At 42.5% G+C, this 15,860-nt stretch carries 10 protein-coding genes; all 10 read left to right on the top strand.

Annotated elements, in window-relative coordinates; genetic code table 11:
* Nucleotides 1-37: 37 nt before the first annotated feature.
* The gene (locus tag BLW20_RS05100; RefSeq protein WP_091097036.1) at nt 38-3,889 is read left to right on the top strand and encodes an efflux RND transporter permease subunit; all 3,852 of its coding nucleotides are present in this window, start codon (nt 38-40) and stop codon (nt 3,887-3,889) included.
* Nucleotides 3,876-5,342, top strand: coding sequence for a TolC family protein (locus tag BLW20_RS05095; protein ID WP_091097034.1), 1,467 nt, complete (start codon nt 3,876-3,878; stop codon nt 5,340-5,342). The genes BLW20_RS05100 and BLW20_RS05095 overlap by 14 nt, the downstream gene beginning before the upstream one ends.
* A 25-nt stretch (nt 5,343-5,367) precedes the next feature.
* Nucleotides 5,368-6,951 (top strand): efflux RND transporter periplasmic adaptor subunit, encoded by a 1,584-nt coding sequence (locus BLW20_RS05090; protein WP_091097032.1) that lies wholly within the window; start codon nt 5,368-5,370, stop codon nt 6,949-6,951.
* 23 nt (nt 6,952-6,974) lie between these two features.
* Complete coding sequence (locus BLW20_RS05085) at nt 6,975-7,448, top strand: heme-binding domain-containing protein (RefSeq protein ID WP_091097030.1); 474 nt, start codon at nt 6,975-6,977, stop codon at nt 7,446-7,448.
* A gap of 2 nt (nt 7,449-7,450) precedes the next feature.
* A complete protein-coding gene (locus tag BLW20_RS05080) occupies nt 7,451-8,017 on the top strand; it encodes a DUF305 domain-containing protein (RefSeq protein WP_214649527.1) in 567 nt (188 codons plus the stop codon).
* 68 nt (nt 8,018-8,085) lie between these two features.
* A complete protein-coding gene (locus tag BLW20_RS05075; protein ID WP_091097028.1) occupies nt 8,086-9,099 on the top strand; it encodes a type II glyceraldehyde-3-phosphate dehydrogenase in 1,014 nt (337 codons plus the stop codon).
* A 12-nt stretch (nt 9,100-9,111) separates the two neighbouring features.
* Nucleotides 9,112-10,173, top strand: a complete 1,062-nt coding sequence (locus BLW20_RS05070) for a class I fructose-bisphosphate aldolase (protein ID WP_091097026.1) — start codon at nt 9,112-9,114, stop codon at nt 10,171-10,173.
* A gap of 45 nt (nt 10,174-10,218) precedes the next feature.
* On the top strand, nt 10,219-11,073 hold the full coding sequence (locus BLW20_RS05065) for a restriction endonuclease (protein WP_091097024.1): 855 nt from the start codon (nt 10,219-10,221) through the stop codon (nt 11,071-11,073).
* Between the two features lie 36 nt (nt 11,074-11,109).
* Nucleotides 11,110-13,263 carry a heavy metal translocating P-type ATPase gene (locus tag BLW20_RS05060; protein WP_091097022.1) on the top strand — a complete coding sequence of 718 codons (2,154 nt, stop codon included), beginning with the start codon at nt 11,110-11,112 and terminating at the stop codon, nt 13,261-13,263.
* Nucleotides 13,264-13,393: 130 nt separating this feature from the next.
* Nucleotides 13,394-15,796, top strand: a complete 2,403-nt coding sequence (locus BLW20_RS05055; RefSeq protein ID WP_091097067.1) for a multicopper oxidase domain-containing protein — start codon at nt 13,394-13,396, stop codon at nt 15,794-15,796.
* Nucleotides 15,797-15,860 lie beyond the last annotated feature (64 nt).

Raw genomic sequence — 15,860 nt, 5'->3', positions numbered from 1 at the left:
TGGTATCTGATATTAAAATGTAAACAATGTATATGTTATGCTTAAAAAAATTATCAAATATTTTTTGGAGAACCGAGTAATAACACTGTTATTACTTGTGGTTGTCCTTATATGGGGGCTGATTACAGCGCCCTTTAATTGGCATCAAAATGCGTTGCCGAGCGATCCTGTGCCGGTCGATGCGATTCCGAACATTGGGGAGAACCAGCAAATTGTGGCGACCGAATGGATGGGGAGGTCTCCCAAAGATATACAGGAACAGATTACCTATCCACTCACGACCTCCTTACTGGGCATCCCCGGCGTAAAAACAATCCGGAGCAGTTCGATGTTCGGCATGTCCTTCCTCTATGTCATTTTTGAAGAGGATGTTGAGTTTTATTGGAGCCGTTCCCGTATTCTGGAAAAACTGAATTCATTGCCTGCCGGCACATTACCATCCGATGTAACGCCCACGCTCGGGCCGGATGCCACTGCTTTGGGGCAGGTCTTTTGGTATACACTGGAGGGACGCAATCCCGAAACCGGAAAACCTACAGGAGGCTGGGACCCCGATGAGCTGCGCACGATTCAGGATTTCTATGCCAAATATAATTTGGCAGCATCGGAAGGGGTTTCCGAAGTGGCTTCCATCGGAGGTTTCGTAAAAGAATACCAAGTCGATATCAATCCAGATGCGATGCGCGCATACAATGTATCCGTAATGGATATCATGTCGGCTATCCAAAACAGCAACCTGGATATCGGTGCAGAGACGATCGAAATAAACAAAGCGGAATATCTGGTGCGTGGATTGGGCTACCTTAAAAGTGTCCAGGATCTGGAAGATGCCGTAGTGGCTGTGCGCAATAATGTTCCCGTAAAGATAAAAGACGTTGGGTTTGTCAATTTGGGACCCTCCACACGACGCGGTGGATTGGATAAGGAAGGCGTGGAAGCAGTTGGCGGTGTAGTAGTTGCCCGGCATGGAACCAACCCCATGGAAGTCATCAATAATGTCAAGGCGAAGATCAAAGAAATGGAGGCAGGTTTCCCTCAAAAAACATTAGAGGATGGGACTATTTCAAAAGTCACCGTCGTTCCGTTTTATGACCGCTCGGGTTTAATCCAGGAAACCATCGGGACGCTGGAAAATGCTTTAGCACACGAAATCCTGATTTGTATTATCGTTGTCATCGTTTTGGTAATCAACCTGCGAGCATCCATTCTCATATCCAGTATTCTGCCCATTGGTGTGCTGGTGACCTTTATCATCATGAAACAAATGGGGGTCGAGGCAAATATTGTGGCTCTTTCGGGAATCGCCATTGCCATTGGGGTCATGGTGGATGTGGGGATTGTCTTTATCGAAAGCATACTACGCCATATGGATGAAGAAAAAGCCAAGGGTGTTGAGAGTCGGGGGAAAGCCTTTGTAAACTTGATTTCCACCGCTGTTGCGGAAGTGTCGGGTGCTTTGTCAACGGCGATGCTCACCACGATCATCAGCTTTTTACCTGTTTTTATGATGGAAGCACAAGAAGGTAAGTTGTTCGGTCCCTTGGCATACACCAAAACCTTTGCTTTGGTTTCAGCCTTTGTGTTAGGCATTATTATCTTGCCAACACTGGCTTATTATATATTTTCAATCCGTATCAATGGGAGTAAAGTTCGCCGGATAGCCAACTACGTTTTGGTAGTTGCCGGTATCGCTCTTTGGATCTATACAGGTGTTTTTGTCGCGTTCGCATTGACTTTGATCGGAGTCAACAACCTGTTTACACCAAGATGGAAAGGAGAAAAAATTGCCAACTACGTTAATGTAGCTATCACACTTTTTGTAGCGATGTATTACCTGACGGTTGAGTGGCTGCCACTCGGCACGCAGGCAAGCACCACACTTAACTTTGTGTTCGTATTCTTTGCCATTGGTTCCATCCTGGGAATGTTATGGGCATTGGTGATCTACTATGAACAGATCCTGCGTTGGTCACTTTCCAACCGGTGGAAATTCATGGCCATCCCTATCATTACTTTATTATTCGGAATGTTAGCATGGATGGGCGTAGAGAAGAGTTTTGGTTTTGTTGCAAATGGCTTCGAAAAGACAGGTTGGAAATCTTTCCGGGAGACGGCATTCTGGCAAAAATCAACGGAAACATTTCCGGGTATCGGAGAAGAATTTATGCCCAGCCTGAATGAAGGGGCTTTCTTGTTAATGCCTACCAGTATGCCGCATACTGGGATTGAACAAAACCTGCAATTGATCAGAACACTTGATAAACGTATTCAAAACATACCGGAAGTCGAACTAACCGTAGGTAAATGGGGGCGTGTAAATTCGGCACTCGATCCAGCGCCCACACAGATGTTTGAAAATACGATCAATTATATACCTGAGTATATTTTGGACGAAGACGGTCATAGAGAGCGGTTTAAAACCAATAGTGACGGGCATTTTGAACTGATTAACGGAGATACCTACCATATAGATCAAGGATTCAGACAAATTCCACGAGATAGCCTTATCATAGATAAAGGCGGCAAGTTCTTCCGCCAATGGCGTCCCGAGATAAAAACGGCGGACGACATTTGGCAGGAGATTGTCAATGTTTCGCATTTGCCGGGCTTGACCTCTGCACCCAAGTTACAACCCATAGAAACAAGAATGGTGATGCTTTCCACGGGAATGAGAGCTCCGATGGGGCTAAAGGTTTCGGGGCCGGATCTGGAGTCGATTGAAATCGGTGGCAAGGCCTTGGAAGCAGCCTTAAAGGATGTTCCATCTGTTATGCCATCGACCGTTTTCTACGACAGGGCTGTTGGTGCACCCTATATCGAAATCCATCTGAACCGGGATAGAATGGCCAGATACGGTATTACCGTTGCCGAGCTTCAGGAAGTAATCAGTGCGGCAGTCGGCGGTATGACGTTGACCACTACAGTCGAAGGCCGGGAACGGTTTCCCGTTCGCCTGCGCTACCCACGAGAATTACGGGATGACCCGGATGCGTTGCGAAAAATAATCATTCCGACAGCTACAGGAGCTCAGATTCCACTAGGGGATGTGGTGGATGTTGAATATGCCAAGGGCGCTCAGATGATCCAAAGTGAAAATACCTTTTTGTTGGGTTATGTCATCTTTGACAAAATAAGCGGTAAAGCTGAAGTTGAAGTCGTCCGTGAAGCCGATCAAATCTTACAGGAAAAAATCGCATCCGGAGAACTAAGTTTGCCTAACGGAGTGACTTATAAATTTGCTGGCAATTATGAACAACAAGAGCGTGCCGCAAAAAGGCTAATGCTTATTATACCACTGAGTTTGTTAGCCATTTTAGTAATTCTCTACTTTCAGTTCCGAACGGTTACAGCATCGTTAATTCATTTTTCCGGTGTTTTTGTAGCACTTGCAGGTGGCTTTATTTTATTATGGCTTTACGGGCAGCCCTGGTTTATGGACTTCTCTGTCGGAGGGACAAATATGAGGGATCTGTTCCAGATGCACAGCATCAATCTCAGCATTGCCGTTTGGGTAGGATTTATCGCCCTGTTCGGACTGGCGACGAGTGATGGTGTATTAATGGGAACATACATCCACGATACATTTGAAGCACGGAACCCCAGAACAAAAGATGAAATACGGGAAGCAGTCATATACGCAGGCTTAAAGCGTGTCAGACCGGCAGCGATGACCACTGCTACAGCACTGATCGCCTTACTGCCTGTCCTGACCTCTACCGGTAAAGGTGCGGAAATCATGGTACCAATGGCCATCCCGACTTTCGGCGGCATGCTGATCCAATCCATGACCATGTTTGTAGTCCCGGTATTCCAGTGCTGGTGGAGGGAATCTGCCACGAAAAAAGAAAATAGAAAAAATAATAAAAATATAGCGAATGAAAACGAATAAGATAAATCGGTATATAACCGTGGCTGTATTAACAAGCTTAAGCATTTTTTCGCAAGCTTTAGCCCAAGACTACCCCACCGATTCGCTGTCCTATTATATACAAGTCGCAATCGAAAATAATCCGGGTGTAAAATCACAAAAGTATGCGCATGAGGCATACCTTGAAAAAATTCCGCAAGCCGGAGCATACCAAGACCCGGAATTGTCCATGGAAGCATATACGATGCCTATGGAAATTATAGGAGGGCGTTCTATTGGAAATGTGAGCTTGATGCAAATGTTTCCATGGTTCGGCACGAGAAAAGCAGCTCGCACAGAGGCTACACATATGGCCAATATGCAAGATCAACAGTATCGGGAAGCCATAAATAATCTGATCCTTCAGGTCAGCACACAGTGGTACACGATGCAAAAATTAAACGAGCAACTCAAGAATAATCAAGAAAACAAAGTGTTTTTACAGCAACTGGAACAATTGGCTTTACGGAAATTCGCTGCACCGTCAAGCACCTCACAATCAAGTGCAGCACCCGTTGTAAGCAGCAATACGCCTTCCTCAACAACCAGCTCTAGCACTCCATCGGGTATGGGAGGGATGAGTATGGGAGGAGGCAATTCAGCTCCTGCTACTAATCAGAATATGAGTATGCCGTCCGGTGGTGGCATGGGAGCAATGGAAGGTGGCTCCGGATCGGGTATGTCAGAGGTGCTTCGTATCCAATTGGAAATCGCTGAAATTGAAAATAACATTGAAAGTTTACATGCCCAGATCAAAGCCGAAAAAGCGAAATTCAATGCATTGCTGAACAGGGAAGCCAATGAAGAAGTAATGTTGGGACAAGAGATCCACAAGCTGAATTTTTTATATAGCGAGGAAGAAGCGCTGAGGGTTATTGAGACAAACAACCCCATGCTTGAAATGATTACCGAAGAAGGATTGGCATTTAAGGCAAAAGCGGAAATGGATCGGAAAATGAGTTACCCTATGATTGGTATCGGTGTGGAATACATGGTTGTGGGAAAGACGAATAATTCAATGCTGGCCATGGACGGGATGAACGGCAAGGATATGGTCATGCCCATGGTTTCAGTGAGCCTGCCGCTCTTCCGTAAAAAATACAATGCCCAGCAAAACGAAAGCAGGCTATGGCGAAAATCAAGCGAAGAGAACTTTAAAAACACCTTCAACACTTTGAAAAGCGAGTTTTACAGTCTCAAAAGCCAACTGGATGATGCTCAGCGTGCCATCGAGCTGTACGAAAAACAAACTACGCTCGCCCAAACGACATATAACCTGATCGTAAAAGAGTTCGTTACAGGCAAAAGTGACTTGACCAACGTTATTCAGGTGCAGCGGCAATTATTGGATTATCAGCTTAGGAAAGCTGAGGCCCTTGCAAACTATAATACGATGGTTGTGTCAATAAAAAAATTATTAGCAGACCATAAATAATGCAATTATTTTAAAATTCTTAGCAATGAATAAACTGAAAAATATTTTTAGAAATAAGGCGGTAACTTACGGGGTTATATTATTGTCCGGACTACTGCTTGGCTGGGCGATATTTGGCGGGAATTCGTCCCATGATCACAGTCATGACCTTGAAATGGAAGTGACCGAGGACGGAGAAACAGTATGGACTTGCTCCATGCATCCCCAGATCAGAATGGATAAACCGGGGAAATGCCCGATATGTGCAATGGATCTAATTCCCTTGAAATCATCAGGGGGAGGTGATGATGTAATTGACGATGACGCCATCCAAATGTCAGAAGAAGCCATAGCATTGGCTAATATCCAGACTTCGATTGTCGGCCACCAAGACGCTGTTAAAGATGTCCAACTGTATGGGACTATTCAGGTGGACGAACGTTTACAACAATCCCAAACATCGCATGTCAATGGCCGTATTGAGAATCTATATGTAACCTTTACCGGTGAGTCGGTTAAGGAAGGTCAATTGATAGCCAGGATTTATTCCCCTGATTTATTGACAGCACAACAGGAACTGCTGGAAGCAGCAAAATTGCAAGATATGCAACCCTTATTACTTGATGCAGCTAAAGAAAAGCTGCGTTTATGGAAAGTGTCAGAAGAGCAGATAGATAAAATTCTACAATCCAACAGCGTTTCACCGTATGTAAACATCCACGCAAATACAGGTGGCGTGGTCATAGCGAAAAATGTGAACCAAGGCGATTATATCAGCCAAGGGAGCGTCTTGTACACCATTTCAAACCTTTCCAAGTTATGGGCGGTTTTTGATGCGTATGAAACAGATCTGCCATTTCTAAAGGTGGGAGATCAGTTGGAATATACTTTACAGAGTGTGCCCGGAAAAGTATATAAAGGTAGGATAGCTTTTATTAATCCAATTATTGATGCCAATTCGAGAACAGCAAAGATTAGAGTTGAAGCCGATAACCGGGATCGCAATCTCAAACCTGAAATGTATGCAACAGCAAGGATCACTGCTCCTTTAAAGGGCTACAACGATGAGTTGGTCATTCCCAAGTCGGCGGTTTTATGGACAGGGAAGCGCTCCATAGTTTACGTAAAACAGCCAAATACATCCACGCCTGCTTTTAAACTTCGGGAGATCGTCTTGGGCCCCTCATTGGGCGACCAATATGTTGTTATGTCGGGGCTGGAAAATGGCGAGGAAATCGTGACCAAGGGAGCTTTCACCGTTGATGCAAGTGCCCAGCTGGAAGGTAAAATCAGTATGATGAATAACGATGGCGCAGCATCGGCTGCCGGACATCAGCATGGCGATGCTCAAACCAATGTCAATAAGACCCATGATATGTTGAAAGTATCAGGAAATTGTGAAATGTGCAAAAGCCGGATTGAGAAAGCGGCGAAAAGTGTCAAGGGGGTGATTTCCGCAAACTGGGATGTTAATGCCAAAGTTATCCATTTGGATTTCGATTCAAAAGTAACCTCAAAAAGTGCCATAAGCAAAGCTATTGCTAATGTTGGTCACGATACAGAGCTGGACAAGGCTTCTAAAGAGACTTATGATGGTTTACCGAGTTGTTGTCTCTATGACCGGAGATAATGGTACTTGATTAATATTAGATCATGAAAAAAAACCGAAAACGAACGAAAGCATACAAAGTAATTTTAACAGTTCTGTTAAGTGTGTTTGTGTTAATGCAATTTATAACCCCCCAAAGGAACCTATCCCCGGTTCCTGCGGGCCAGGTTTTTGTTGATTCATTTAAGGTCGATGCAAAAGTTAATGCAATCCTGTCGGTATCATGCTATGACTGCCATAGCAATAATACCCAATACCCTTGGTACACTAATGTTCAGCCTTTGGGTTGGTTCATGGCAGATCATATAACCGAAGGAAAAGAGAAATTGAACTTTGATGATTTGCCAAATTACAGCCCGAGAAGGATAAACTCAAAGTTTAGCCAGATTATTGAGCAAATCGAGAAAGGTAAAATGCCGTTGAGGTCATATATGTGGATGCACAATGGTGCACGATTAAACAAAGAGGAGCAACAACTGTTGATTAATTACTTTGATAAGCAATTAAATATAAAATAGTTATGAAAACGCCATCACACCAGCCGGAGAATCATGAGAGCATGAACAACGGATCAACAACTCCAAAAATAGAACATAAGAATTCACATCATTCAGGGAGCTATAAAAAACTTTTATGGATGATGCTTATTTCTTTTGTACTCATGTTTTTCCTTATGTACGCGATGATAGATCAGTTGACAAACATGGTTTTTAATATCAATCAATTTTACATGGCAGGACTAATGGCTTCTCCGATGCTTATTGTGGAGTTGGTTTTGATGGCTAAGATGTATCCTGACAAGAAGCTTAATTCAATTCTAATTTTAGTAGGATTCGGCACCGCATTAGCATTCTTTGTCAGTATAAGAAAACAAACCGCTGTGGGGGATATACAGTTTCTTAAATCAATGATCCCACATCATGCTGGAGCTATTTTAATGGTCGAAGAAAGCAAACTGGAAGATCCGGAAGTAAAAAAACTGGCAGAAGAAATAATTTCTGCTCAAAATCGAGAGATTGAATTCATGAAAGCTAAAATTAAACAGCTGGAAAACAACGAATATCAAAAAGATGGAGCTTTGAAATAAAGCAATCGATATCCATTATAATCAAAAATTTTCAGCAATTTAAAATACTAACTCAAAAGAGAAGAGAAATGAAGAAAATAGCAGTAATAGGATATGGAGTCATCGGCAAAAGGATAGCCGATGCTATAGTAAAACAAAATGATATGACCTTAGTAGGGGTATGCGATGTCGTTAGTGATTGGCGAATTCAAAATGCTGTAAACAAAGGCTATGCTATTTATGCATCGACACCAGAAGCCGAAAAAGAAATGAACGCCTGCGGAATTTCAGTAAAAGGTAGAATTGCTGAACTTCTCACCAAAGTAGATTTGGTGGTAGATTGCACCCCTAAAAAGGTGGCAGCCAAAAATGTGCAGGCCTATAAGGAAAGAGGAATAAAGTTTATCGTTCAGGGTGGTGAAAAGCATGAAGTAACCCGACATTCTTTCAGTGCCGAAAATAATTACCAATCGGCATTAAATTTAGATGCTACGAGGGTGGTTTCCTGTAACACCACCTCGATCTTAAGAACACTCACCGCCTTAAAGAAAGCGGGTTTACTTGATTATGCCAGAGGAACACTCTTAAGACGAGCCACCGATCCTTGGGAAAGTCATTTGGGCGGTATCATGAACACTATGGTACCCGAAAGAGAAATTCCAAGTCATCAGGGACCGGATGCACAAAGTGTAGATCCTGACCTGAATGTTATTACCTCAGCTATAAAGGTTCCGCAAACCCTTAGCCATCTGCACTACTGGAACATAAAAATGACCAAAGCAGCTTGCAAAGAAGAGGTTTTGGAAGCTTTTAGAACATCATCTCGAATTAGACTGATTCAATACGATCAGGGATTGGTTTCAAACAACACGATAAAAGAGATGTTCCTGGATATGGGAAGACCTTGGGGCGATATGTATGAGGTCGCCCTCTGGGAAGATATGCTGAAGGTGCAGGGTGATGAACTTTTTTATGCCTATGTGGTAGATAATCAGGCTATCGTAATTCCTGAAACCATTGATGCGATAAGAGCACTGACAGGGATTGAACCCAGTGCTGAACAGTCGATTATCAGGACAAACAAAAGCCTTGGAATTAATTAAAGAACAGGTATTATGGACATGTATAAAAATATTGTTGGTCATTTAGGCGACAACGCCTCTTATTATTTAGATCATATTAGTAAAAAGATTACGAAGGATAAATTGCATTTACCTGATAATAGTTCCATTGATAAGGTATTTGTGAATAGTAACCGTAACTTACAGGTATTACGAAGTCTCTCTCAACTTTATAACCACGGAAATCTTGGCGGAACTGGATACCTGAGTATCCTTCCTGTTGATCAAGGTATTGAACATAGCGCAGCTTTTTCGTTTCATAAAAACCCCGATTATTTTGATCCTGAAAATATCATCAGGCTCGCCGTTGAATCAGGATGCAATGCCGTAGCATCAACCTTCGGTGGACTTGGTCTTTACGCCAGAAAGTACGCACATAAAATCCCTTTTATTGTCAAGATCAATCATAACGAGCTCTTGACCTATCCGAACACTTATAATCAGACCTTGTTTGGAACGGTTAAGGAAGCGTGGGATATGGGTGTCGTGGCGATTGGCGCTACAATTTATTTTGGCTCTCATGAAAGTGATCGGCAAATAAAGGAAATAGCAGAAACCTTTGCGGAAGCACATGGTTTAGGAATGGCAACTATCCTTTGGTGTTATACCCGCAACGAAGCATTCGAAACCGATGAAAATGATTATCACAGTTCAGCGGATCTGACCGGGCAGGCCAACCATTTAGGGGTAACAATACAAGCAGATATCATAAAACAAAAATTACCGGACGCTAATTATGGTTTTAAGAACCTGCAATTTGGCAAATATAACGATGAGATGTACGATATTCTTACAACGGATCACCCTATTGATCTTTGCAGATTTCAGGTTGCCAACTGTTATATGGGAAAAATTGGACTCGTCAATTCCGGGGGTGGTTCAAAAGGAGCATCAGATATCGTTGACGCTGTCACGACAGCAGTAATTAACAAACGTGCAGGAGGTTCGGGATTGATATTGGGAAGAAAAGCTTTTCAAAGACCTTTTAGTGAGGGGGTCGAACTATTACAAACTGTCCAGCAAGTATATTTGGAAGATAAGATTACGGTTGCATAAGTTTTGACCCAAATGCTCATCTTCATCCAGAAAACCTAAACAGGAATGATGAAAACAGTAAAAATAAAAAAATACTCAGGGGAATTGCAGGATTTCGATATGAACAAGCTTATTAATTCTCTTCGGCGATCGCAAGCAGATGAGAATCTCGTCCAGCATGTGGCTCGTAATATCGTGGATCAAGTTGAAGAAGGGATGACCACCAAAAAGATCTATCAGATGGCTTTTAATATGCTGAAAAGCAGATCCCGGATAAGTGCTTCAAAATATAATCTGAAGAAGTCCCTGATGGAATTAGGTTCAACGGGCTTTCCTTTTGAAAAATTGGTAGGTAAACTGATGGAATTCGAAGGTTTTAATACTCAGGTTGGTGTTATTGTTCAGGGGGACTGTGTTTCACACGAAATAGATGTGATCGCAGAAAAGGAGAACAACCATTATATGATTGAATGTAAATATCACAATAGTCAAGGACGATTCTGTAATGTAAAGACCCCGCTATATGTTCAATCGAGGTTCGTGGACGTAAAGCAACGATGGAAGAGTCAAGTTGGACATGACACTAAACTCCACCGGGGAGGGCTTTATACCAATACCCGTTTCACCACCGATGCAATTCAGTATGGAACCTGCGTTGATTTAATGCTTGTTAGCTGGGATTATCCCCCGCAAAATTCATTGAAGGCGAGAATTGATAAAGCTGGTCTGTATCCTCTAACAGCATTGGCTACTCTCACTAAAACTGAAAAAAGACAGCTGTTGGACAAAGGAATCGTACTTTGCAAAGAAGTATACGAAAATCCAATCTTGTTAGAGCAATTGGGGATAAATGAGTCAAGGCAGAGGAAAATCTTAGATGATTCCCTAAAATTATGTAGCGCCATTAACACTTTAATATAATGTACAACTGTTATTTTAAACTCTAAATCATATAATATGAAAAGATACACATGTCCCATGCACCCGCAGGTGATGAAGGACGAACCAGGGAAATGTCCGCTTTGCGGAATGGATTTAGTTCCGATGGGAGGAGCAAAAAAAGAAGCTCACAGCCATCACGGACACCACCAACATCACGACCACAAAGAACATTCGCATCATAGTGAAAACCATAATCATCATTCCGATAGTGGCTACGACAAACACGAAGGACATCACACCCACGATTTCCTCAAACGTTTTTGGGTAAGTTTAATCATTACCGTTCCCGTTTTACTCTTATCGGAAATGATACAGCATTGGTTCGGTTTTACGATTGCTTTTCCGGGAGATAAATATGTACTGCTGACATTGGGAACTATCATTTACATCTATGGCGGAATGCCTTTCCTGAAAGGAATGGTAGGCGAAATCAAAGCCAAAGCCATCGGTATGATGACCTTGGTAGCCATCGCTATTTCGGTTGCTTACATCTATTCAGTTGCCGTTGTTTTTGGATTGCCCGGTATGGATTTCTTTTGGGAATTGGCAACCCTTATCGTGATTATGCTTTTGGGGCATTGGTTAGAAATGCGTTCTACAATGGCGGCTTCAAAAGCCTTACAGTCTTTAGTCGCTCTATTACCAAACGATGTTACGGTGGAACGACACGGAGAAGCTTTGAAAATAAAACTCGAAGACCTAAAAAACGGTGAAACCATTATCATCAAACCCGGTGAAAAAATTCCTGCCGATGGAACCATTGTCGATGGAGTTTCTTATGTGAACGAAAGTATGCTCACAGGCGAAAGTGTTCCGGTGAAGAAAGAAAAGGACGGAAAAGTAATTGCAGGTTCTATCAATGGTGAAGGTGCTTTGCGGGTTACGGCAACCGGAGTGGGCAAAGACAGTTACCTCAATAAGGTAATCAATTTAGTTCAGGATGCACAAGCAGCAAAATCGAATACGCAAAACCTTGCCGATAAAGTAGCCAAATGGCTCACTTATATCGCTATTGCGGTTGGGGTTATCACCTTTATTTATTGGTTTGGCAGTAGCGGAGATATTGCGTTTGCATTGGAAAGAATGGTTACGGTAATGGTTACGGCTTGTCCCCACGCCTTGGGTGTGGCTATTCCGCTGGTGGTTGCCATTTCTACAACGCTTTCGGCAACCAATGGTTTACTTATTCGCAACCGCACCGCATTTGAGACCACACGCAACTTATCCACCATTATTTTTGACAAAACAGGAACGCTTACCAAAGGTTCTCACGCAGTGGAAAAAGTTATCCCATTAACCGATAAATATGCTGCCGATGAAATGATACAATATGCAGCAGCCGTTCAGCAATATTCCGAACACCACATTGCAAAAGGTATTTTAAAAACGTTGAAAGAAAGAAACCTTGAACTATGGAAGTCGGAAAACTTCAGCTATATGGCAGGTATAGGTGTAAAAGCAGTTGTAAACGGAAAAGAAGTTGTAGCGGCAGGACCTAATTATTTCAAGCAGAACAACCTTACAGAACCCGAAACTCCAAAAGAAATCAATCAAAGCATTGAAACAGTCAATTATGTTTTTATTGACGGTGAAGTCATCGGTATTATCACGTTGGCAGACAGTATTCGTGAGGGTTCGCAAGAAGCCATTGACCAGTTAAAAAAGATGAACATCAAATCCATTTTGCTTACAGGCGACAATGAGAAAATTGCAAAAGCGGTTTCTGAACAATTAGGAATGGACGGTTATATCGCCAATGTATTGCCTCACGAAAAACAGGAAAAAGTAAAGGAATATCAAGCCAAAGGTGAAGTGGTTGCGATGACCGGCGATGGCGTGAATGATGCACCTGCATTAGCACAGGCAGATGTAGGTATAGCAGTAGGTTCGGGTACGGATGTAGCAGCCGAAACAGCCGATATTATTCTGGTAAACAGCGACCCAAGAGATGTAGTAAAAATGATTGACTTCGGTAAACGGACATATAAAAAGATGGTGCAAAATCTGCTTTGGGCAGTTGGCTACAATGTGATAGCCATTCCGCTTGCAGCAGGTGTGCTTTATCCGGATTTCGTTCTAAGTCCTGCAATGGGTGCGGTTTTGATGAGTGTAAGTACAATTGTGGTTGCGATTAATGCAAGCCTCTTAAAATTAAAACCGCTAAAATGATGGAGGTAATCAATCTCTTGTCGAACAGTAACAACAACAATATGTTATGAGATATAATTTAATAATGCTACTTATGCTTATTACGATAAGCAGTAGCGCGCAGTCAGCACATTCAACCCATAAGCATAAAATGGATAATCCACAAGTAAATGTAAATGAGGAGGAAAAGGAACAACAAAAGGTATACACCTGTCCAATGCATCCAGAAATACTCTCCGATAAACCGGGAAACTGTCCCAAATGCGGGATGAAACTTGTCCCTAAAAAAATGGAGGGTAACGAAAGCCACGGAGAGATGAATATGAACAAGCAAGCCCAAGAAAATGTCCCAATGCTTCCAGAGAAGATAATTGGTGGCGGAAAGGTTGTAAAATACCATCTGTATGTAAAAGACACCGTTGTTACCTATGGCGGAAAATCCAAAAGAGCTATCGCAGTTAATGGACAGATACCGATGCCCACATTGACATTTACGGAAGGGGACACGGCAGAGATCATGGTACACAACCTTATGGACGAAGCCACATCCCTGCATTGGCATGGTGTAATGCTGCCCAACAAAGAAGATGGTGTTCCTTGGCTGACCCAAAAGCCCATTGAGCCAAATTCTACCTATACGTATCGCTTTCCGATAATCCAACATGGTACGCATTGGTACCATTCGCATTCCGGCATGCAGGAACAGATAGGTATGTATGGTTCTTTCATAATGAATAAACGTGAGGGTGATCCCACATTCAGGAAAGATATTGATGATCTGCCTACAGTTCCTTTGATTTTAAGTGAATGGACAAATTTAAATCCAGACAATGTCCACCGGATGCTTCATAATGCCAATGACTGGTTTGCAATTAAGAAAGGGACGACCCAAAGTTATCTGGAAGCTATAAAAGAAGGACATTTTAAAACGAAAGTTACAAACGAGTGGAAACGTATGCTTGCGATGGATGTCAGTGATGTTTATTATGATAAATTTTTGATCAACGGCGCAGATGGGCAGCAACTCTCACAATTTAAGGCGGGAGACAAAGTTCGGTTGAGGATCGCTAATGGTGGTGCTTCATCCTATTTTTGGATCAATTACGCAGGTGGAAAGATTACCGTCGTTGCCAGTGACGGGAATGATGTCGAACCGGTTGAAGTGGATAGGCTGATCGTAGGGGTTTCGGAAACTTACGATATCATCGTTACCATTCCTGAGCCAAATAATTCCTATGAGTTATTGGTTACCCCTGAGGATCGCACCGAATCTGCATCGATTTATATCGGCGAAGGAAGGAAAGTACCACATCCCCCACTTCCGAAACTTAAATACTTTGAGGGCATGAAGATGATGAACGATATGATGAAAATGAACGGGGACATGAAGGACATGGGGATGAAAATGAGTCTCCAAAAGATGGACATGAATTCGGTAATGTATCCCGAGATCACAGGTGATAAAAATGGTAATAAAGCGATGGGTAAAATGGAAATGGACTCCTCAATGGATCACTCAGCCCATGATATGTCAAGTTATGACATCGTTACCTTAAATTACGACATGCTTAAATCACCGTACAATACCGAACTGTCAAAAGATCAACCGGTAAAACAAGTGACCTTTACGCTCACAGGGAACATGAATAGGTATGTCTGGAGCATGGATAACAAGGTTCTTTCCGAAGTGGATAAGATTCCTGTCAAGAAAGGAGAAATTCTCAGGATTAAACTGTTCAACAACTCCATGATGCGGCATCCAATGCATCTCCACGGATTTGATTTCCGTGTCCTAAATAGTAATGGAATACAGTCCCCGCTAAAGAATGTCATTGACATCATGCCTATGGAGACGAATATCATTGAATTTGCCGCCAATACCGAGGGTGACTGGTTCTTCCATTGTCATATTATGTATCATATGATGGCAGGTATGAACCGGGTTTTTGCAGTAGGTGATTATCAAAACCCAAATCTGCCTAACAAAGAAAAAGCATATAAAAAACTGCAAAAAGAGAGCAATGGATGGCATTTTATGGCTGAGAACGACTTTGCTACAAATGGTAACGACGGGCAGGCAATGCTTCAAAATACACGCTGGAAACTTAGTACCGAATGGAGATTAGGTTATAATAATCGCCATGGATATGAAACTGAAACGCACTTCGGTCGATATATCGGAAAAATGCAGTGGTTTATGCCTTTCGTAGGCTTCGATTGGAGATATCGGGAATTTGGCAGCCATGAGATCGAAAAGAATATGTTCGGACAGAAAAACACGAAAAATAAAAGAGCCAAACTAAGTGCAGGTTTCGTTTACACTTTACCTATGCTGGTCGATTTTCAAGCTGAGGTATATTCAGACGGTATTATCCGCCTCCAATTAGCAAGGGAGGATATCCCTTTGACCGCAAGATTGAGAGGGGCATTTATGGTAAATACAGACAAAGAGTATATGGGTGGTCTAAAATACATTTTGACCAGAAACATTGCCGCTACTACCCATTATGACAGCGATATGGGCTGGGGGTTCGGATTGAATTTGTCCTATTAAGTTTGACTTTCTATGAGGTCGGATTTAGAATCCGACCTCTTTTGATGAATTAAAAATGTTACTT

It is taken from the genome of Paenimyroides marinum (genome assembly GCF_900108395.1).
GTDB classification, from domain to species: domain Bacteria; phylum Bacteroidota; class Bacteroidia; order Flavobacteriales; family Flavobacteriaceae; genus Flavobacterium; species Flavobacterium marinum.
This window is presented reverse-complemented; position numbering and strand designations above follow the sequence as displayed.

Bases quoted from the DNA above. Each gene is read 5' to 3' on its own strand.
- BLW20_RS05070 (WP_091097026.1), top strand. From the start codon at position 9,112: ATGGACATGTATAAAAATATTGTTGGTCATTTAGGCGACAACGCCTCT.
- BLW20_RS05100 (WP_091097036.1), top strand. From the start codon at position 38: ATGCTTAAAAAAATTATCAAATATTTTTTGGAGAACCGAGTAATAACA.
- BLW20_RS05090 (WP_091097032.1), top strand. From the start codon at position 5,368: ATGAATAAACTGAAAAATATTTTTAGAAATAAGGCGGTAACTTACGGG.
- BLW20_RS05085 (WP_091097030.1), top strand. From the start codon at position 6,975: ATGAAAAAAAACCGAAAACGAACGAAAGCATACAAAGTAATTTTAACA.
- BLW20_RS05060 (WP_091097022.1), top strand. From the start codon at position 11,110: ATGAAAAGATACACATGTCCCATGCACCCGCAGGTGATGAAGGACGAA.
- BLW20_RS05055 (WP_091097067.1), top strand. From the start codon at position 13,394: ATGGATAATCCACAAGTAAATGTAAATGAGGAGGAAAAGGAACAACAA.
- BLW20_RS05065 (WP_091097024.1), top strand. From the start codon at position 10,219: ATGATGAAAACAGTAAAAATAAAAAAATACTCAGGGGAATTGCAGGAT.
- BLW20_RS05080 (WP_214649527.1), top strand. From the start codon at position 7,451: ATGAAAACGCCATCACACCAGCCGGAGAATCATGAGAGCATGAACAAC.
- BLW20_RS05095 (WP_091097034.1), top strand. From the start codon at position 3,876: ATGAAAACGAATAAGATAAATCGGTATATAACCGTGGCTGTATTAACA.
- BLW20_RS05075 (WP_091097028.1), top strand. From the start codon at position 8,086: ATGAAGAAAATAGCAGTAATAGGATATGGAGTCATCGGCAAAAGGATA.